This window comes from Pseudodonghicola xiamenensis DSM 18339 (assembly GCF_000429365.1).
GTDB lineage: Bacteria > Pseudomonadota > Alphaproteobacteria > Rhodobacterales > Rhodobacteraceae > Pseudodonghicola > Pseudodonghicola xiamenensis.
Map to the genome: position 1 here is coordinate 116,602 of NZ_AUBS01000004.1, position 18,043 is coordinate 134,644.

18 protein-coding genes are annotated in these 18,043 nt (G+C 64.3%); 11 read left to right on the forward strand and 7 right to left on the reverse strand.

Annotated features, from left to right (window positions below; genetic code table 11):
* Nucleotides 1-317 precede the first annotated feature (317 nt).
* From G455_RS0106890 to G455_RS0106920, 7 genes are all read left to right on the forward strand, one after another.
* Entirely contained in the window at nucleotides 318-788 is a 471-nt protein-coding gene (locus G455_RS0106890; RefSeq protein ID WP_035366306.1) for a DUF1203 domain-containing protein, read from the forward strand.
* A complete protein-coding gene (locus G455_RS0106895) occupies nucleotides 785-1,759 on the forward strand; it encodes an XdhC family protein (protein ID WP_028093018.1) in 975 nt (324 codons plus the stop codon). The genes G455_RS0106890 and G455_RS0106895 overlap by 4 nt, the downstream gene beginning before the upstream one ends.
* On the forward strand, nucleotides 1,756-2,766 hold the full coding sequence (locus tag G455_RS0106900) for a molybdopterin-binding protein (protein ID WP_028093019.1): 1,011 nt from the start codon (nucleotides 1,756-1,758) through the stop codon (nucleotides 2,764-2,766). Before G455_RS0106895 ends, G455_RS0106900 begins: the two co-directional genes overlap by 4 nt.
* A gap of 210 nt (nucleotides 2,767-2,976) precedes the next feature.
* Nucleotides 2,977-3,462, forward strand: a complete 486-nt coding sequence (locus G455_RS0106905; protein ID WP_028093020.1) for a (2Fe-2S)-binding protein — start codon at nucleotides 2,977-2,979, stop codon at nucleotides 3,460-3,462.
* Between the two features lie 85 nt (nucleotides 3,463-3,547).
* Entirely contained in the window at nucleotides 3,548-5,911 is a 2,364-nt protein-coding gene (locus G455_RS0106910) for a xanthine dehydrogenase family protein molybdopterin-binding subunit (protein WP_028093021.1), read from the forward strand.
* A gap of 94 nt (nucleotides 5,912-6,005) precedes the next feature.
* Nucleotides 6,006-6,797 carry an FAD binding domain-containing protein gene (locus G455_RS0106915; RefSeq protein ID WP_028093022.1) on the forward strand — a complete coding sequence of 264 codons (792 nt, stop codon included), beginning with the start codon at nucleotides 6,006-6,008 and terminating at the stop codon, nucleotides 6,795-6,797.
* A gap of 384 nt (nucleotides 6,798-7,181) precedes the next feature.
* Nucleotides 7,182-7,541, forward strand: a complete 360-nt coding sequence (locus G455_RS0106920) for a phasin family protein (RefSeq protein WP_028093023.1) — start codon at nucleotides 7,182-7,184, stop codon at nucleotides 7,539-7,541.
* Between the two features lie 75 nt (nucleotides 7,542-7,616).
* Here the strand turns inward: G455_RS0106920 and infC are convergent, their stop codons facing one another.
* On the reverse strand, nucleotides 7,617-8,237 hold the full coding sequence (gene infC / locus G455_RS0106925) for a translation initiation factor IF-3 (RefSeq protein WP_322786460.1): 621 nt from the start codon (nucleotides 8,235-8,237) through the stop codon (nucleotides 7,617-7,619).
* A 135-nt stretch (nucleotides 8,238-8,372) separates the two neighbouring features.
* Here infC and G455_RS0106930 point away from each other — a divergent pair, with 135 nt between their 5' ends.
* Nucleotides 8,373-9,059: a hypothetical protein gene (locus tag G455_RS0106930; protein ID WP_028093025.1), complete on the forward strand. Its 687-nt coding sequence runs from the start codon at nucleotides 8,373-8,375 to the stop codon at nucleotides 9,057-9,059.
* Nucleotides 9,060-9,151: 92 nt separating this feature from the next.
* On the opposite strand, the gene G455_RS0106935 is transcribed toward G455_RS0106930, so the two are convergent.
* From G455_RS0106935 to cobA, 6 genes are all read right to left on the reverse strand, one after another.
* A complete protein-coding gene (locus tag G455_RS0106935) occupies nucleotides 9,152-10,012 on the reverse strand; it encodes a ferredoxin--NADP reductase (protein ID WP_028093026.1) in 861 nt (286 codons plus the stop codon).
* Between the two features lie 69 nt (nucleotides 10,013-10,081).
* Nucleotides 10,082-10,462, reverse strand: coding sequence for a DUF934 domain-containing protein (locus tag G455_RS0106940; protein ID WP_028093027.1), 381 nt, complete (start codon nucleotides 10,460-10,462; stop codon nucleotides 10,082-10,084).
* Entirely contained in the window at nucleotides 10,459-11,226 is a 768-nt protein-coding gene (locus tag G455_RS0106945) for a phosphoadenylyl-sulfate reductase (RefSeq protein WP_028093028.1), read from the reverse strand. The genes G455_RS0106940 and G455_RS0106945 overlap by 4 nt, the downstream gene beginning before the upstream one ends.
* A gap of 4 nt (nucleotides 11,227-11,230) precedes the next feature.
* Complete coding sequence (locus G455_RS0106950; protein ID WP_028093029.1) at nucleotides 11,231-12,898, reverse strand: nitrite/sulfite reductase; 1,668 nt, start codon at nucleotides 12,896-12,898, stop codon at nucleotides 11,231-11,233.
* A gap of 91 nt (nucleotides 12,899-12,989) precedes the next feature.
* Nucleotides 12,990-13,289, reverse strand: coding sequence for a DUF2849 domain-containing protein (locus G455_RS0106955; RefSeq protein WP_028093030.1), 300 nt, complete (start codon nucleotides 13,287-13,289; stop codon nucleotides 12,990-12,992).
* Complete coding sequence (cobA, locus tag G455_RS0106960) at nucleotides 13,289-14,074, reverse strand: uroporphyrinogen-III C-methyltransferase (protein ID WP_028093031.1); 786 nt, start codon at nucleotides 14,072-14,074, stop codon at nucleotides 13,289-13,291. The genes G455_RS0106955 and cobA overlap by 1 nt, the downstream gene beginning before the upstream one ends.
* 145 nt (nucleotides 14,075-14,219) lie before the next feature.
* Here cobA and G455_RS0106965 point away from each other — a divergent pair, with 145 nt between their 5' ends.
* From G455_RS0106965 to G455_RS0106975, 3 genes are all read left to right on the forward strand, one after another.
* Entirely contained in the window at nucleotides 14,220-14,687 is a 468-nt protein-coding gene (locus tag G455_RS0106965; RefSeq protein ID WP_028093032.1) for an Lrp/AsnC family transcriptional regulator, read from the forward strand.
* Between the two features lie 323 nt (nucleotides 14,688-15,010).
* On the forward strand, nucleotides 15,011-16,768 hold the full coding sequence (locus G455_RS0106970) for an ATP-binding protein (protein ID WP_028093033.1): 1,758 nt from the start codon (nucleotides 15,011-15,013) through the stop codon (nucleotides 16,766-16,768).
* Nucleotides 16,765-17,994: a sigma-54-dependent transcriptional regulator gene (locus G455_RS0106975; protein WP_028093034.1), complete on the forward strand. Its 1,230-nt coding sequence runs from the start codon at nucleotides 16,765-16,767 to the stop codon at nucleotides 17,992-17,994. The genes G455_RS0106970 and G455_RS0106975 overlap by 4 nt, the downstream gene beginning before the upstream one ends.
* The last annotated feature ends 49 nt before the right edge of the window (nucleotides 17,995-18,043 follow it).

An 18,043-nucleotide genomic window follows, 5' to 3' on the forward strand; every position in this document is an offset into this window, starting at 1 on the left:
CGGGTCAAGTCGATCGGCACATCGTGTCAGTTCGGCATCTCCGTCGGTGTCATCGCCAATGCGCCCGGTCCTGAGCGTGTGTCTGGTGTTGGCGCTATGAGTTAATCTGAGTTTCCGGGGCTGGCGGGTCCCGGGACAGGGTGGCCGGTATCCCCGGCCATCTGCAAGCGGCCCGGTTCCTGTGTTCCTGCCGGGTCGCTCCTGCCTTTCTCGGCAGGCTTTTTGTGTGAGCGGCTTTGCGCAGGAAGCGGATCGCCCGGCCGGCGGTCGGCGGCCTAGGTCTGATCCGGTAAACCTCACCCGGAAAGGACATCGCCATGACCCTGCAGTTTCACCCCTATGACAGCGCCTTCGTCGCTGCGGTTCGCGCCGGCGGTCCCGATGCCAATGGTCAGCCCGCCGAACGGGCAGTCTCTGACGGTGCCGGCAACCCCTGCCGCCACTGCCTGCAGAATATCCCCGAAGGCGCGCCGATGCTGATCCTCGCCGCACGGCCCTTCCCGGCGCTTCAGCCTTACGCGGAAACCGGGCCGATCTTTCTCTGTGCCGCGGTTTGCGCGTCCTGGGCGGGCGAGGGCGTGCCCGAGATCCTGACCACCGCCCCCGACTATCTCATGAAGGGCTATGGAGCCAACGACCGGATCGTCTATGGCACCGGCCGGGTGGTGGCCACCGCCGATCTGCCGGCCTATGCGGAAACCTTGCTGGATGACCCGCGGATCGCCTATGTTGACGTGCGCTCGGCCCGCAACAACTGCTTTCAGGCCCGTATCACGAGACGATCATGACCCAGCCCTTCGACAGCATCCCCGAAACAGCGCTCGCCTGGCACCGGGAGGGGCGCGGCGCCGTCCTGGCCACGGTGGTGGAGACCTGGGGCAGTGCTCCGCGCCGGGTCGGTGCCCAACTCGCCATCTCGGGCGACGGGCAGATCGAGGGGTCGGTGTCGGGCGGGTGCGTCGAGGGCGCGGTGATCATTGAGGCGCAGGAGGCGCTGGAGCTGGGCGAACACCGGCTCCTCACCTTCGGGGTCAGCGATGGCGATGCCTTCGCCGTGGGGCTGGCCTGCGGCGGCACCATCCGGGTGCTGGTGGAGCCCGTGGGCACGGTCCTGTCCGAGGCGATGCTGGCCGATCTGGTCGCCGCCCGTGCCGCCCGCACGCCCGTTGCCTATGAGGTCAATCTCGAGACCGGCACCCGCCGGCTGCTGCGCGATGGCTATCCCGACCGGATGCGGATGGACCGCTCCGGGTTCGAAGAGGATGGCCAGACCTTTGTTGCCATCCACAACCCGCCACTGCGGCTGATCGTGGTGGGCGCGGTTCATATCGCACAGGCGCTGGTGCCGATGGCGCGGATCGCCGGTTATGATCCGGCGGTGATCGACCCGCGCGATACTTTCGCCTCGCGGGCGCGCTTCCCGGAAACGCGGATCCTGCACGACTGGCCGGACGAGGCGGTGGCGGAGCTGGGCCTCGACAGTCGCACCGCGCTGGTGCTTTTGACCCATGACCCCAAGCTCGATGATCCGGCGCTCGAGGCCGGGCTCAGGGCGAACTGCTTCTACATCGGTGCTCTGGGCTCGACCCGCACCCATGCCAAGCGGGTCGACCGGATGCGGGCGGCCGGCTTCGCTGACGTTCAGATCGCGCGCATCCACGGGCCGGTCGGGCTCGACATCGGCGCCGCCAGCCCGGCCGAGATAGCGGTGTCGATCCTGGCGGAGATGACGGCGGTGCTGCGCGGGCGGGCGCAATGAAGTTCGGCCCCCTGCCGCTGGCCGGGGCCGAGGGCGCGATCCTTGCCCATTCGGTCGATCTGGGCGGGACAATGCTGCGCAAGGGCATCACGCTGGAGGCGGCGCATCTGGATCAGCTTCGCGCCGTCGGCCTGAGTGAGGTGATCTGCGCCCGGCTCGACTCGGACGATCTGCACGAGAATGCCGCCGCCGCGCGCCTCGCCGCGGCCTTGGTTCCCGATCCCGTCACTGCGGGCCTGAGGCTGAGCGCGCCCTTTACCGGTCGGGTCAATGTGCTGGCCCGCGGCCCCGGGGTGGCAGTTCTGGACGTCGCGGCGATCGAGGCTTTCAACACGGTCCATCCGATGATCACGCTGGCCACCGTGCCGCCTTTCCGGCAGATGGCCGAAGGCGGTATGCTCGCCACCGTCAAGGTGATCTCCTTCGCGGTGCCCGAGGCAGATGTCGTCCGCGCCTGCGCCGCCGCTGGCGCGGCGCTGCGCCTTGCCCCGCCGGTCTTGCACCGCGCAGGTCTGGTGATCACCCGGGTGCCCGGCGGTCCTGATGACGCCAAGGCGCGCCGTGTGATCTCCTCTCGCCTTGCGGCGCTCGGGATGGATCTGGCCGAGGTGCGCGAGGTGCCTCATCGCAGCGCCGATCTCGCCGCAGCGCTGACCGATCTGCCAGGCGATCTGGCGCTGATCCTCACCGGGTCCGCCACCATGGATATCGACGATGTGGCGCCCGCCGCTCTGCGCCAGGCCGGGGGCAGCATCGAACGTTTCGGCATGCCGGTCGATCCCGGTAACCTCCTGTTTATTGGCGCGCTGCATGCCCGCCCGGTGATCGGCCTGCCGGGCTGCGTTCGCTCGCCGGCGCTGAATGGCGCCGATTGGGTGCTGTCCCGCGTCGCCTGCGGCCTGCCGGTCTTGGCCGCTGATATCGCCGGCATGGGGGTGGGCGGCCTCCTGAAGGAAATTCCCGGCCGTCGGCACCCGCGTGCCAGCCGCGCGCCCGCTGACGATTGATCGCCGTCAGGTTATTGTGACCGTTCTTTTGTCAGCTCTTTTGATCGTTGTTTTTCTGGCCGCAAATATCCCGGGGGAGGGCGGGCGCAGCCCGTCCGGGGGCAGCGCCCCCATTCCCCCGTGCGACGCCGCGTCAAAAATTGAGTTCTCAAGTCCCGGGTGGCGTGTTTAACTCTCCCCATAAGGTCCAGTTCATAAGGGGAGGTACCCATGACAGAGGTCACGATGACCGTGAACGGCAAGCTGATGCGTGGAGAGGTCGAAGGCCGCACGCTTCTGGTGTCGTTCCTGCGCGATCAGCTCGGGCTCACAGGCACCCATGTCGGTTGCGATACCAGCCAATGCGGCGCCTGTGTGGTCCATGTCGACGGCAAGGCGGTGAAATCCTGCACCATGCTGGCGCTCGAGGCCGACGGCGCCGAAGTGGCGACGATCGAAGGCCAGGCCGATGCGGATGGTTCGCTCAACGTCATCCAGCAGGCGTTCCAGGATCACCATGGGTTGCAATGCGGCTTTTGCACCCCGGGCATGGTGATGAGCGCGGCGGCGCTCCTGAAGGAGAACCCCAAGCCGACCGAGGATGAGATCCGTCATTATCTCGAAGGCAATATCTGCCGCTGCACCGGCTATCACAACATCGTCAAGGCGATCCTGGCTGCCAGCGGGCAGGAGGCTGCGGCCATCGCTGCCGAATGATCACGGGTTGAGGCCGCCCGCCGCGGTGCCCCGGAGGAGGGGGGACGGCGGCCAAAGGGGGCCAGCTCTCTGGGAGGAGAAAGACATGCCGAAAGACCATGGAATTGGCGCCAGCCCGAAGCGGCGCGAGGATCTGCGCTTCCTGACCGGAAGCGGCAGATATACCGATGACATCAACCTGCGCGGTCAGGCCTATGTGCACTTCCTGCGCTCCGATATGGCGCATGGCAAGATCAACGGGATCAACACCCGCATGGCCGAGGAAATGCCCGGCGTCATCCGCATCTTCACCGGTGCGGATTTCGAAGGCATCGGCGGGCTGCCCTGCGGCTGGCAGGTAACCGACAAACACGGCCAGCCGATGCAGGAGCCGGGGCATCCGGTGCTGGCCCAGGGCAAGGTGCGCCATGTCGGCGACCCGATCGCCGCTGTGGTGGCCGAAAGCCGGGAACAGGCCCGCGATGCCGCCGAGGCGATCGAGGTGGATATCGAGGAACTGCCGGCGGTGATCGACATGAAGGCGGCGCTCGAGGACGGCGCCGCATTGGTGCATGACGATCTGACCTCGAACCTCTGCTATGACTGGGGCTTCGTCGAGGAGAACAAGGCGGCGGTGGAGGAGGCGTTTCAGAAGGCCGCCCATGTCACCACGCTGGAGCTGGTCAACAACCGGCTGATCGCCAACCCGATGGAGCCGCGGGTGGCGGTGGGCGATTATGATCGCGCCGATGACGAAAGCACGCTCTATACCACCAGCCAGAACCCGCATGTGATCCGCTTGTTGATGGGCGCCTTCGTGCTGGGCATCCCTGAGCACAAGCTGCGGGTGGTGGCACCCGACGTCGGCGGCGGCTTCGGCACCAAGATCTTCCACTATGCCGAGGAGGCCTTCTGCACCTTCGCGGCCAAGCAGATCAACCGGCCGGTGAAATGGACCGCGAGCCGGTCGGAGGCTTTCATCTCCGATGCTCATGGCCGCGACCATGTGACCAAGATCCAATTGGCGCTCGATGCCGACAACAATTTCACCGCGCTCCGGACCGATACTTATGCGAACATGGGGGCGTATCTGTCGACCTTCGCGCCCTCGGTTCCGACCTGGCTGCATGGCACGCTGATGGCGGGGAATTACAAGACACCGCTGGTCTATGTGAACGTGAAGGCGGTCTTTACCAATACGGTGCCGGTTGATGCCTATCGCGGTGCCGGCCGGCCCGAGGCGACCTTTCAGCTTGAACGGGTGATAGACAAGGCGGCGCTGGAACTGGGGGTCGATCCGATCGCGCTCAGGCGGCAGAACTTCATCACCGAATTCCCCTATGCCACCCCGGTGGCGGTGGAATACGATACCGGCGATTACCACGCCACGATGGACAAGCTGGAGGAGATCGCCGATCTCAAGGGCTTTGCCGCACGCCGAGCGGAGAGCGAGACGCGCGGCCGGCTCAGGGGGCTCGGGATCAACTGCTATATCGAGGCCTGCGGCATCGCCCCCTCGAACCTGGTGGGGCAGCTTGGCGCCCGCGCCGGGCTTTATGAAAGTGCCACGGTGCGGGTCAATGCCACCGGCGGTCTGGTGGTGATGACCGGGTCGCATTCCCACGGCCAGGGGCACGAGACCTCCTTCCCGCAGGTGATCGCCGAGATGATCGGCATCGACGAGAGCATGGTCGAGATCGTCCATGGCGACACCTCGAAGGTTCCGATGGGCATGGGCACCTATGGTTCGCGCAGCCTTGCCGTCGGCGGTTCGGCCATGGTGCGGGCGACCGAGAAGATCATCAAGAAGGCCAAGAAGATCGCGGCCCATCTGATGGAGGCTTCGGAGGCTGATATCGAACTGAAGGACGGTCAGTTCAGTGTCGCGGGCACCGACAAGTCGGTGGCCTGGGGCGATGTCACCCTGGCGGCCTATGTGCCCCACAACTATCCGCTCGACGAGATCGAACCGGGGCTGGAGGAGACCGCCTTCTATGATCCGGCCAACTTCACCTATCCTTCGGGCGCCTATGCCTGCGAGGTGGAGGTCGATCCCGCGACCGGCAAGGTGACGATCGAGCGGTTCTCGGCTGCCGATGACTTCGGCAATATCATCAACCCGATGATCGTGACCGGGCAGGTGCATGGCGGGATCGGCCAGGGCATCGGTCAGGCGCTGCTGGAAGGCGCGGTTTATGACGAAAACGGCCAGCTGCTCAGCGCCTCCTACATGGATTACGCGATGCCGCGTGCCTCGGACGTGCCGTTCTATACGGTGGATCACTCTTGCCAAACGCCCTGCACCCACAACCCGCTGGGGGTGAAGGGCTGCGGTGAGGCTGGCGCCATCGGCTCACCGCCGGCGGTGGTCAACGCGGTGGTCGACGCGCTGCGCTCTGCGGGCAAAGATATCACCCATATCGACATGCCGCTCAGCCCCGCGCGGGTCTGGGCCGCGATGAACGGATAAATTCCTCTGGACCGGGGTCTTGTCTCCCGGTCCGCCGCAGGATTTGAACAGAGAGGAAGGGCCGGACGGGCCTGCCTTCTCGAAGGAGAGCGAGATGTATGAATTCGAGTTCGTGAAGCCCACCACGCTGGCCGATGCCATCGCGGCGCTGGGCGCGGAAGAGGCCCAGGCGCTGGGCGGCGGTCAGACGCTGATCCCGACGATGAAACAGCGGCTGGCGGCTCCGGCGGTTCTGGTCAGTCTGACCGGTATCGAGGAAATGAAGGGGGTCAGCATCGGGGATGGGATCATCACCATCGGCGGGGCAACCCCCCATGCCGTGGTGGCCGAGGCTGTGGCCGGAGCCTATCCGGCGTTGGCGGCGCTGGCCGGCAATATCGGCGATCCGGCGGTGCGCAATCGCGGCACCATCGGTGGCAGCCTGGCCAACAACGATCCTTCTGCCTGCTATCCGGCGGCTGCGTTGGCCTCTGGCGCGACCGTCGTCACCAGCAACCGCGAGATCGCGGCGGATGACTATTTCCAGGGCATGTTCACCACTGCACTGGAGGATGGAGAGATCGTCACCGCGGTGCGCTTCCCTGTGCCCGAGGTGGCGAGCTATCGGAAGTTCGAACAGCCCGCGTCGCGTTTCGCCCTGGTTGGCGTCTTCGTGGCGAAATATCCTGAAGGGGTGCGGGTCGCGGTCACCGGTGCGTCGGAGGAGGGCGTGTTCCGCTGGACCGAGGCGGAGGCCGCGCTGAGCGTCGAGTTTAGCCCGGACGCGCTGGAGGGGCTTAATGTCTCGCCCGAGGGCATGATCGGTGATCTGCACGGGACGGCGGAGTATCGGGCGCATCTGGTCAAGGTCATGACCAAACGGGCGGTGGCTGCCTGCATCGGCTGAAATTGGCCGTGTTTCCTGGGGATTGATCTGAGTCAATCCGCCGGTGCATGCATCATGCTAAGGGAAAGATGCGAGAGAGGCACGGGAGGTTCTTGTAAGGCAGAGCCTTCTACCGGGTCCGGTTGCGGAGGGATTTTAGGCGGTGGCATGGGGATGTGCCGTCTTTTCAATCCCTCCGCACTGGGACCAGATGGAAAATTTTGCATGAGATACCCGTATAGCGAGAATACCCGTTTTCCCCCGCAGTTTTCTGTGGCTTATTGACTGGGGAGCGGGGGGAGTTTCTGCAACAGCAACAGCAACAGCAACAGCAACAGCAACAGCAACAGGGTCGGGGCGCGGCAGGGTGCTCCGGACCGAACCTGATATCGAGAGGATGACGACATGGCTGCCGACGACAAACATGATGCCGCAATGAAGGACGCCACCGAGGCGGTGAATGACATCATGGTTCAGTATCAGAAAATGGGCCTGAATGCGCTGACGTTGATGGGCGGCGATCTGGCCGAGCGCATGAGCGACATGGGGGCGGAGATGCTGGATTTCTTCACCAAACGGGTGAAGGCGGATGTCGAACTGCAACATAAGCTGCTGCATTGTCGCGATCTGAATGAGATGCAGCATCTGCAGGCGGAATATATGCAGCTTGCCATCAACCATTACACCGAAGAAAGCAGCAAGATGTTCGAGATGGGGACAGCGTTCTGGATGAACGGTCTGTCTTCGCTCCCTCCGAAGAAGTAACCGCCGCGACAACGAGCCATAAAAAAGCCCCCGCGCAGGCGGGGGCGATTTGTCTGTCTGTTCTGCTATGGCGGCTTACTTGGCCGGAAGCGGCCCGATCATCATGATCATCTGACGGCCTTCCATCTTCGGCATGTTTTCGACCTTGCCGAGCTCTTTGACGTCTTCGGCCACCCGTTCCAGCAGCTCACGTCCGAGGTTCTGGTGGGCCATTTCACGGCCGCGGAAACGCAGGGTCACCTTCACCTTGTCGCCGTTCTCAAGGAACTTTACGACGTTACGCATCTTGACCTCATAGTCATGCGTATCGGTGTTGGGCCGGAATTTGACTTCCTTGACCTCAATGATCTTCTGCTTCTTCCGGGCTTCGCTTTCGCGCTTTTGCTGTTCGTATTTGAACTTACCGAAGTCCATGATCTTGCAGACCGGGGGGGTGGCATTGGGAGAGATCTCAACCAGATCCAACCCAGCTTCTTCCGCCAGAGCGATCGCGCGGCCAGGTGTCACCACGCCGATGTTTTCGCCTTCCGCGCCGATCAGTCGAATCTCGGGGGCGCGGATTTTCTCGTTGATGCGAGGGCCGGTATCGCGCGTCGGGGGCGCGTTGTGTGGTCTGCGGGCTATGGTATTGTTCCTTCGGTGGTTTACAAGGGGAATCCGAGTTCGCAACGTAAACGCCACCCGGGTTCGTTTCAAGCGGCAAAATCATGCCAAAAGCAAAGGGAATGGCGTGAGTTTTCCGTTTCGATGCGATATGCCGCTTTCTATGAGAGGTGTCTCCTCTGGGTTGTGCCTGCTCCCGCAAAAGTAGGTTTTCAAAGGGAACGTGAAATGAAGAAACTGATTTGGGTTGTGGTCGCTGTCATCGTCCTGGGCGCGGCTTACTATGTTTACAAAGGTCAAACACCGACGGAACCGGTCGTCTCGGCACCGGAAGCCAGCACTGGAAGCGCTGTCGAAACCGCCAAGACCAAGGCCGAAGAGGCCGCTAAGGCCGCAGCTGAGGCCGCCAAGGAAACTGCGGACAAGGCCGTGGATGAGGCCAGTGAGGCTGCAAGCTCGGCCACCGAGGCGGTGAAGGACGCCGCAAGCTCGGCTGTGGAAAGTGCCAAGGACAGCGCGGCAGCCGCGACTGAGGCGGCCGCCGAAGCCGTGCAGGACGCTAAGGAGACTGCCAGCGACATGGTCAACACTGCGACCGACACCGCAAGCGAGGCTGCGGCGACCGCGAAGGAAGCTGCAAGCGACGCGACCGGGGCTGCCGTCGACGCTGCTAAGGACGCCGCGACCGATGCTGTCGAGGCCACCAAGGATGCTGCTGGCAACGCTGTCTCCGGCACCAAGGATTGGTTGAGCGCTGCCGGCTTCGACATGGACAAGGCCGTCGAGGCGATCGACAATTCGAGCCTGGATGCGGCGCAGAAGCTGATGCTGAAAACCGGCCTGAAAAAGGCAGAGAGCGATCCCTCCCTGCTGCAGGCGGCGCTGGATCAGGTGAAAGCCGCATTGGGGATGTGATCCCCGGCCGGCAGGACCTGAGGTGAAACCGAAACCGCCCGGCTGCGGATGGCAGCCGGGCGGATTTCATTTTCCGGAAAGCTGGGGGACGATCAGTCCAGGAAGGCCTTTTCCACCACGTAATGCTGCGGGTTGGAATTGGCGCCCTCGACCAGACCGTAACCTTCCAGCATCTCCTTGATCTCAAGGTTGAAGGCAAGGTTCCCACAGACCATGGCGCGGTCGTTGTCTGGGTTGATCTGCGGCACGCCGAGGTCGGCAAAAGCCTCGCCCGAACGCATCAGATCGGTGATGCGGCCCATCTTGGGGCTCTCTTCGCGGGTGGTGGTGGGATAGTATTTGATCTTCTTCCAGAAGCCTTCGCCGATCAGCTCGTTCAGCATCTCGTCGGTCTTCAGGCTTTCGATCAGCTCGGCCCCATAGGTCAATTCCCCAACCTGGCGGCAGGTGTGGGTGATGATGACCTCGTCGTAATCCTCGTAGGTCTGGGGTTCGCGCAGGAGCGAGGCGAAGGGGGCGAAGCCGGTGCCGGTGGCGAAGAACCAGATGCGTTTGCCGGGCAGCAGCGCGTCATGGACCAGCGTGCCGACGGGTTTGGGGCGCAGGATGATCTCGTCCCCCGGTTGGATGTGCTGCAGTTTCGAGGTCAGCGGCCCGTCCTGAACCTTGATCGAATAGAATTCCAGCTCCTCGTCCCAAGAGGGGGAGGCGATGGAATAGGCGCGCAACAGCGGTTTCTGCTTGCCGGTCTTGGGATCGGGATCGCCCATCAGGCCGATCATCACGAATTCGCCCGAGCGGAACCGCATCGAGGCGGGCCGGCTCACACGGAAGGAAAACAGCCGGTCGGTCCAGTGTTTCACGAAGGTGACGGTCTGAGCGTCGGGCAGGGCGAGTGTTTTCACGGGGGCCGTTTGGGGGGCTGCTTCGGTCACGGGGCGCATCTCTGTCATCGGTTTCCTGCCGGCAATCTTGGCCGACACCTATGAATTAGTCTCTGATTGAGGTCAGGTGAAGGGGGATTACCCGCGGAGACGGGATTGATAGTCATGCGCGCGCCAATCTGCCCGAGAAAGCCACTCGGTCTCGGGTTGACGGGCCGCCAGGTCATCGGAGATTTCGACTTCGTCGAAGCCGGAGCGCCGGGCCATGGCATATTGGTCCGAAAGAACGTGACCCGCCGCGCGCAGCCGGCCGGTGAACCCCAGCCGTCTGAGATCGCGCGCCAGGGTGAAGCCACGCCCGTCGGCAAAGCTGGAGAAACTGACCCGGATCATGTCCAGATCGCTCAGCCGCTCGGTCAGATCGGCGGCGCGCTCATCCGAGGTCAGGGTGGTGGTGCGGGTTTCTTCCCCGCGCCAGTCATCAGGAGCGAAGCCCCGGTCGGTAACGATGACGGTCATTCGGATGCTCCTATGCGTACGAGTTTGCCGTTGACGAAATGGATGCCGCATTCTTCCTTTTGCTGACCACGCCAGCGCCCGGCGCGCGGATCCTCTCCCGGTTTCACCGGCGAGGTGCAGGGCGCGCAGCCGATAGAAGGATAACCCTTGGCGACCAGCGGATGACGCGGCAGGCGGTTTTCTTCCATATAGGCGCGAATGTCGTCGGGTGCCCAATGGGCCAGCGGATTGATCTTGATCCGCCCGGTGCCGTCCTCGATTTCGAAGAAATCGAGTGTGGCGCGGGTGCCGGCCTGAAACCGCTTGCGGCCAGTGATCCAGCCGTCGAAGCCGGAGAGCGCCTTTTGCAGCGGTCGGGTCTTCCTCAAGGCGCAGCAGGTGTCGGTATCGCGCAGGTGCAGCGTGTTGTCGGGATCCTCGAGCGCGATATCGGCGGCGCGGATGATCTGCACATTCGACAGATGCAGACGCTCCGTCAGCTCGGTCTGATAGACCAGCGTTTCGGTGAACAGCAGCTCGGTGTCGATGAAGAGCACCGGCACATGGCGGTCGATCACCGCCGCCATGTGCAGAAGTACCACCGATTCCGCGCCGAAGCTTGAGACCAGGGCAATATTCCCGGCCTCGGTCAGCGCCGCCTCCATCACCGAGGTGGCGGAATGGTGTCGGTAGCGGTCGTTGAGGTCCGCCACCTTGGCGGCGAGCGTCGCCGCGGCGTCGCCGTCGGAGCCTCCGGCGGCCGTATTTGGAACGAGAAGAACCATGGGATCAGGCGGCCTTCGTCCGGTCTGCTGCGTCGTAGAGCGCGGATTTGAAAGGGGTATCGCCAAGGCGGCGATAGGTGGAGAGGAAGCTTTCCCCGGGATCTTCGCGCAGATCGAGATAGGCGCGGACCAGCCGTTCGATGGCCGGCACGATTTCTTCTGCCGGGAAGCCGGGACCGGCACGGGAGCCGATCACCGCGTCGGGGCCGGCATCGCCGCCCAGCGTGATCTGGTAATTCTCGACCCCGGCGCGATCGAGCCCGAGGATGCCGATATGGCCCACGTGGTGGTGACCGCAGGCATTGATGCAGCCGGAGATCTTGATCTTCATCGGGCCGATGTCGTGTTCCAGTTTGAGCTCTTCGAAGCGGGTGGCGATCTCCTGCGCGATCGGGATCGAGCGGGCGGTGGCCAGCGCGCAGTAATCCATGCCGGGGCAGGCGATGATATCGCTGATCAGCCCGATGTTGGCGGTGGCGAGCCCGTGCTGCTTCAGCGTGGCGTGGAGCTGGGGCAGGTCGGATTTATGCACATGCGGCAGGATCACGTTCTGTTCGTGGCTGATGCGCAGTTCATCATAGCCGTAGCGCTCCGCGAGTTCTGCCATTGCGCGCATCTGCTCGGCGGTGGCGTCGCCGGGCGTCTGGCCCGGTGTCTTCAGGCTGATCGAGACGATGGTGTGATCTGCGCGGCGGTGTGCCGCCAGGTTGGTGTCGGCCCAGGCCCGGAACACCGGATCAGCGGCATAGGCGGTGTCATAGGCTTCGGTATTGCCGCCGCGGAAGGCGGGTGGGGCGAAATGCGTTTCGATCTGACCGAGAAGCCGTTGATCTTCGCCGGAGAATTCGGCGCGGGTTTCAAGGAAACGCGCCTCGACCAGACGGCGGATTTCCTCGATCCCGTTTTCATGCACGGTGATCTTGATCCGGGCCTTGTATTTGTTGTCGCGTCGGCCCAGCAGGTTGTAAGTGGAGAGCGCCGCTTCGAGATAGGGCAGCAGGTCGGCGCGCGGCAGGAAGTCGCGCAGCACCTGACCGATCATCGGCGTGCGCCCGAGGCCGCCACCGACCAGCACCTTGAGCCCCAGTTCGCCGTCCTTTTCGACGATGCGCAGCCCGATGTCATGGGCGGCGGTCACCGCGCGGTCGGCGGGGCTGCCGGTGATGGCGATCTTGAACTTGCGGCCCAGGAACTGGAACTCCGGATGGTCGGTGGACCATTGGCGGATCAGCTCGGCCAGCGGGCGGGGATCGGCGATCTCATCGGCGGCGGCGCCGGCGAAATGATCGGCGGTGGTGTTGCGGATGGTATTGCCCGAGGTCTGGATTGCGTGCAGCCCGACTTCGCCCAGGGCGTCAAGCATGTCGGGGATATCGGGCAGCTTCGGCCAGTTGTACTGGATGTTCTGCCGGGTGGTGAAATGGCCGTAGCCCTTGTCCCACTTTTCGGCGAGCAGGGCGAGCTGGCGCATCTGTGCCGCATTCAGCGTCCCATAGGGGATGGCGACCCGCAGCATATAGGCGTGAAGCTGCAGATAGACGCCGTTCATCAGGCGCAGCGGCTTGAATTCATCCTCGGTCAGGTGGCCTTTGAGGCGGCGGTCCACCTGGGCGCGGAATTGTGCGTTGCGTTCGGCCAGAAAGGCGCGGTCGAAGTCGGAATAGCTGTACATTTCGGGCTCCTTCTCCGGCGCTGGGGCCGGGGGAATTTTCCTGGAAGAAAATTCCCAAAAATCTTCGAAGATTTTTGGGGCGGCGCTGCGGTCAGAGACCCGTCTGCTTGCCGTGGGCGTAGTTCGACGGGCCGGTGGCGCGGAAGGCCTCGCGGAAGTGGGTGGGCTCGGGGCCATGCGGGCCCGGTTTCACCTCGGCCAGATAGGCGCCGACCACGCGATTGGGTTGGCTTTCTGCCAGGAGCAGGCGCAGTTGCGCATGGGCCTCGTCCTCGATCAGCTCGGCCTCGGCAAGATGGCGGGTCCAGTTGTCGGTGGCGGTGAGATAGATCACGTCACCTTCGAGGAGATCCGAGGCGGTGACGACCTTGGGGGTATAGGGGCGGGGCATCAGGCGCGTTCCTTGGTCAATTCGGCGAGAGCGGCTTCGGCTGCGCGCGGGGCGAGGCCGAAGAGGGTGAGGACGGGGCCGGAAAGCTCGGCCTGCGCCAGATCGTCGGTCAGCCGGTCGAGCGTAGTGGGCAACACCTGCTGATCGGGACGGGAGGCATTGGCGACGAGCGTGACCGGCGTGCTGCGATCGGCGCCGTGCATGATCAGGCGGCCTTGCAGGAAGCGGGCGGCACGCAGCCCCATGTAGATCGCCGCCACCTCTCCCGGGCGGGCCAGCACCGCCCAGTCGTGATCGGCATAGCCTTCGACATCGTGGCCGGTGATCAGCCGGACGGCGGAATTGCGACCGCGTCGGGTCAGGCTCTGGCCGATGGCGGCGACGGCGGCCGAGGCGGCGGTGATGCCGGGGACGATGGACCAGTCGATATGTGCGGCATCGCAGGCGTCGATTTCCTCGTCGAGGCGGCCAAAGACGGTGGCGTCACCGGATTTCAGCCGTACCACCCGGGCGCCGGAGAGCGCGTGTTCCACGATCAGCGCGTTGATCTCTTGCTGTTTCATTGCAGGGCCAAAGCCGGTCTTGCCGGTTTCGATCAGCCGCGCGGCGGGGCCGGCAAGCGCCAGGATATCGGGGCTGATCAGCCGGTCGTGCAGCACCACCTCGGCGGTTTGCAGGGCGCGCAGGGCAGCGATGGTCAGCAGATCGGGATTGCCGGGGCCGGCACCGACGAAACGGACGCTGCCGGGGGCGAAGCTTTGGCTGGGCTGGGGCGTTTGCATCATCGGTCTGATCTCTCGCTGGGTTTGACTTGGGGGTGAATATAGGAAATATTCCCTGTTTGTGACTATATAGTCAGGAGAATAAGGATATTCGTTCCGATGTGCGTGAGCGCTTGAACGCTTGTCCCGGAATAAGGAGACATTAGGAATGTCTGTGCGGATCGACGCGCTGGATCGGAAAATTCTGGTGGAGCTGCAGCGCGACGCCAGCCAATCGCTGGATGTGATCGCCGGGAATGTCGGCAGTTCCAAGACCCCGGTATGGAACCGGATTCGCAAGCTGCGCGATGCCGGGGTGATCGGCAAGCAGACGGTGATCCTCAACCCCGACGCCCTGGGGTTCGAGGCCTGTTTCTTCGTGCTGATCCGCACCTCGGAGCATGACGCCGGCTGGCAGGCCGATTTCCTGCAGGCCCTGCGCGATCGTCCCGAAGTGCAGGAGGCGCACCGGCTGGCAGGCGACATCGACTATATCCTCAAGGTGCGGGTGAAGAACGCGCGCGCCTATGATGCCTTCTATCAGGCGCTGATCTCGGAAGTGCGGGTGCATAATGTCACCGCGCTGTTGTCGATGGAGGAGATCAAGTCCACTACCGATCTGCCGCTGGAGGGGTGAGGTGGCACCTGCCCGGAGCCGGTCTGAGTGCGATGCCGGGCGGGAAGGCTGAGGCAAGAGGCGGGGCTGGATGCTGCGCGGCGTTTGCCTGTGCTGGATTTGCCGAGAGGCGGTTCAGCGGGCGGTTCTGTCCTGAACTTCCTCTCCAGCCCCGGGGGCATCCGTCTCAAGGACAAGCCGCGTGAGAGGCATGTAAGCACTTGACCCGGATTGATCCGGGGCGCCGGCACCGGATGCGGCAGGGCAGGCTGAGTGCCGGGGGAGGCGGTTCCTGTGTCGTGACCTCTGGTCAAGGCAAGCCCGGCTTTGGTATCCTGCCGGCTATGACGCGGCTTCCCCTGCAGACCCGGGCGATCATTCTGGCTTTCCTCCTTGGTGTGGGCGGGCTGACGGCGGGTGTCTGGCGGTATGGTTATCTGCAGGCTCTGGGGCAGCTCGAACAGCGGGGGGAGGCCGATCTGGCTCTGGCCTCGGACCGGCTGGTGCGTCAGTTGCAGCTTTATCAGGCGCTTGCGGTCATGACTGCGGATCGTCCGGCGTTGATGGGGTTGGATGATCCGGTTCGCCGGGCGCTGGCCGAGGCTTTATTGCGGCAGGTGGCGGATAAATCCGGGGCGCTGGATCTGATTTATGCCGATGCGGCCGGCCATGTGGTTGTTGCGGCCAATCCCGGTCTGACGCCGAAGGATCTGGGGCAGCAGGCCTTTTTCCGCCGGGCGTTGCACGGTGCGTTGGGACGTGGCCATGGGGTGGTGGGGGCGTTGCAGCGACGTGCCTATTACTTTGCTGCACCGGTCTTCGCGCCGGGGGGCGCCGTGAAGGGGGCGCTGATTGCGGTGGCCGATCTGGAGGGGATCGAACGCAGTTGGCGCGGTAATCTGCCACCGGTTTTCTTTACCGACAGCTCTGGGCTTTTGTTCATTTCGAACCGGTCCGATCTGCTGTTCTGGCATCGCGATCCGGGGCAACTGGGGCTGACGCCGCCGGATGGCGGGACGCTGGATTTCGCGGCGCGTCGGGTGGGGACACATGACATCTGGCGGCTGGGCTGGGGCCAGTACCTGCCGGAGCGCGCGCTGCATCTGTCGCGCGATGTGCCCTTGGTCGAGATGACTGGCGAAATCCTGATCAATGTCGCCCCGGCGCGGCGGCTTGCCGGGTTGCAGGCTGCTGCGGTGGCTGCGATCTGCCTGGCCTTCGGGGCACTTCTGTTTCTGGCCACCGAACGCAGGCGGACCCTGGCGCTGGCCAATGCGGCGCTTGAGGTGCGGGTGAAAGACCGCACCCGGGCGCTGTCGGAAACCAACGAGAAGCTGCGCCAGGAAGTGATCGAACGCGAAGAGGCTGAGGCGGCGCTGAAGCAGGCGCAGGCCGATCTGGTCCAGGCCGGCAAGCTCTCTGCGCTGGGACAGATGAGCGCGGGGATCAGTCACGAACTGAACCAGCCGTTGATGGCGATCCGGCAATTCGCCGACAATGGCGCTGCCTTCCTGAGCCGGGGGTGGACGGATCGGGCGGGCGAGAATCTGGAGCGGATTGCCGATATGGCGACGCGGATGGACCGGATCATCCGCAACCTGCGCGCCTTCGCCCGCAATGAACGCGAACCCTCAGGCAAGGTCGATTTGGCCGGGGTGCTGCGGCAGGCGGTGGAACTGACCGAGGCGCGGTTGAAAGCCGATGGCGTGCGGCTGGACTGGATCCCTCCCGCCGCGCCGATTTATGTCTGGGGCGGAGAGGTGCGTCTGGCACAGGTCTTTGTCAATCTGATCAACAATGCGGTGGATGCAATGGGCGGGCGCGACGACAAGCTGATCGGCATCGAGATCGGGGAACAGGGGGCCCGGCTGATGGTTCGCGTCACCGATACCGGCCCAGGCATCGCCGATCCGGAAAAGATTTTCGAGCCGTTCTATACCACCAAGGAAGTTGGCGGAGACGAGGGGATGGGGCTGGGCCTGTCGATCTCTTACGGGCTGGTGCAGAGCTTTGGCGGCAATATCCGCGGCGCCAATGCTCCCGGCGGCGGCGCGGTCTTCACGGTCGAGCTGGAGCGCTGGCAGGCGGAGCGGGCGGCATGACGCGCAAGGTGCTTCTGGTCGACGATGACGCGGCGGTGCGCGATGCGCTGGGGCAGACGCTGGAGCTGGCCGAGCTGGAGCCGATCATGGCCAGCTCCTTCGTGATGGCGAAGGATCACATCACCGAGGGGTTCGAAGGGGTGATCCTGTCGGACATCCGCATGCCGGGGCGCGACGGGTTTCACCTGCTGAGCTATGCCCAGGGCATTGATCGCGAATTGCCGGTGATCCTGCTGACCGGTGAGGGAGATATCCCGATGGCGGTTCGGGCGATGGGACAGGGGGCTTTCGATTTCCTGGAAAAACCCTGTGCCGCCGCCGATCTTCTGCCGGTGCTGGACCGGGCGTTGAAGACCCGCGCGCTGGTGCTGGAAAACCGTCGGTTGAAGCGACAGCTTGAGCGTGGCGATCCGGCGGCGCGGATGATTTTCGGCATCTCGCCGCAATCGAATGAATTGCGGGCCAGGGTGCGCAGCGTCGCGCCGACGGGGGCGGAGGTGCTGGTCACCGGTCCGCCCGGCAGCGGGATTTCGAAAGTGGCCGAGGTGATACATCTGATGTCTCCGCGTGCCCGTGGGCCGTTCGTGAAACGCCCTGCCGCCGGGCTGACGCCCGAGGCACTGGACGGTCTCTGCGCCCAGGGTGCCGGCGGGTCGATTTTTCTCGATGAGGTCTCGGCGATGCCGCAGGCAACGCAATATGCCGCGCTCGAGGTGTTGGAGCAGGGATCGGCGGCCCGTGTCATCGCCGGGACCACTGCCGATCTGGCCGGGCGGGTGGAGGAAGGCCTTTTCCACGCCGATCTGTTCTATCGGCTGGATGTGATGCGGGTGCGGATCCCGGCATTGAGCGAGAGGCGTGAGGATATCCCGGTGTTGTTCCGCCACTATGTGGCGCAGGCGGCAGAGCAATCGGGTATTCCCGAGCCGGAGGTCGGGCCCGAGCATCTGGCGGGGTTGATGGGGCAGGACTGGCCGGGCAATGCGCGGTCGCTGATGTCGGCGGCGATGCGGTTCGTGCTGGGCATGCCGGAGGAGGTCGGGCGCGAAAGCGGGCTGGGGCTGGCCGAGCAGATGGCACAGGTCGAACGCTCGCTTCTCGTCGCCGCATTGGGCCGGCAGAACGGCTGCGCCACCGAAGCCGCCAAGGGGCTGAAACTGCCGCGCAAGACCTTTTACGACAAGCTGGCCCGCTATGGCATCCGGCCGGGAGACTATCGCCGCTGATGCTCCGGTCGCAGGCCGGGACCGGCAGACAGGAATGAAGCGCGACGCC

Bases quoted from the DNA above. Each gene is read 5' to 3' on its own strand.
- G455_RS0106930 (WP_028093025.1), top strand. From the start codon at position 8,373: ATGAAGAAACTGATTTGGGTTGTGGTCGCTGTCATCGTCCTGGGCGCG.
- G455_RS0106895 (WP_028093018.1), top strand. From the start codon at position 785: ATGACCCAGCCCTTCGACAGCATCCCCGAAACAGCGCTCGCCTGGCAC.
- G455_RS0106890 (WP_035366306.1), top strand. From the start codon at position 318: ATGACCCTGCAGTTTCACCCCTATGACAGCGCCTTCGTCGCTGCGGTT.
- G455_RS0106975 (WP_028093034.1), top strand. From the start codon at position 16,765: ATGACGCGCAAGGTGCTTCTGGTCGACGATGACGCGGCGGTGCGCGAT.
- G455_RS0106940 (WP_028093027.1), bottom strand. From the start codon at position 10,462: ATGACCGTCATCGTTACCGACCGGGGCTTCGCTCCTGATGACTGGCGC.
- G455_RS0106955 (WP_028093030.1), bottom strand. From the start codon at position 13,289: ATGCCCCGCCCCTATACCCCCAAGGTCGTCACCGCCTCGGATCTCCTC.
- G455_RS0106945 (WP_028093028.1), bottom strand. From the start codon at position 11,226: ATGGTTCTTCTCGTTCCAAATACGGCCGCCGGAGGCTCCGACGGCGAC.
- G455_RS0106935 (WP_028093026.1), bottom strand. From the start codon at position 10,012: ATGACAGAGATGCGCCCCGTGACCGAAGCAGCCCCCCAAACGGCCCCC.
- G455_RS0106915 (WP_028093022.1), top strand. From the start codon at position 6,006: ATGTATGAATTCGAGTTCGTGAAGCCCACCACGCTGGCCGATGCCATC.
- G455_RS0106965 (WP_028093032.1), top strand. From the start codon at position 14,220: ATGTCTGTGCGGATCGACGCGCTGGATCGGAAAATTCTGGTGGAGCTG.
- G455_RS0106905 (WP_028093020.1), top strand. From the start codon at position 2,977: ATGACAGAGGTCACGATGACCGTGAACGGCAAGCTGATGCGTGGAGAG.
- G455_RS0106970 (WP_028093033.1), top strand. From the start codon at position 15,011: ATGACGCGGCTTCCCCTGCAGACCCGGGCGATCATTCTGGCTTTCCTC.
- G455_RS0106950 (WP_028093029.1), bottom strand. From the start codon at position 12,898: ATGTACAGCTATTCCGACTTCGACCGCGCCTTTCTGGCCGAACGCAAC.
- G455_RS0106900 (WP_028093019.1), top strand. From the start codon at position 1,756: ATGAAGTTCGGCCCCCTGCCGCTGGCCGGGGCCGAGGGCGCGATCCTT.
- G455_RS0106920 (WP_028093023.1), top strand. From the start codon at position 7,182: ATGGCTGCCGACGACAAACATGATGCCGCAATGAAGGACGCCACCGAG.
- G455_RS0106910 (WP_028093021.1), top strand. From the start codon at position 3,548: ATGCCGAAAGACCATGGAATTGGCGCCAGCCCGAAGCGGCGCGAGGAT.
- cobA (WP_028093031.1), bottom strand. From the start codon at position 14,074: ATGATGCAAACGCCCCAGCCCAGCCAAAGCTTCGCCCCCGGCAGCGTC.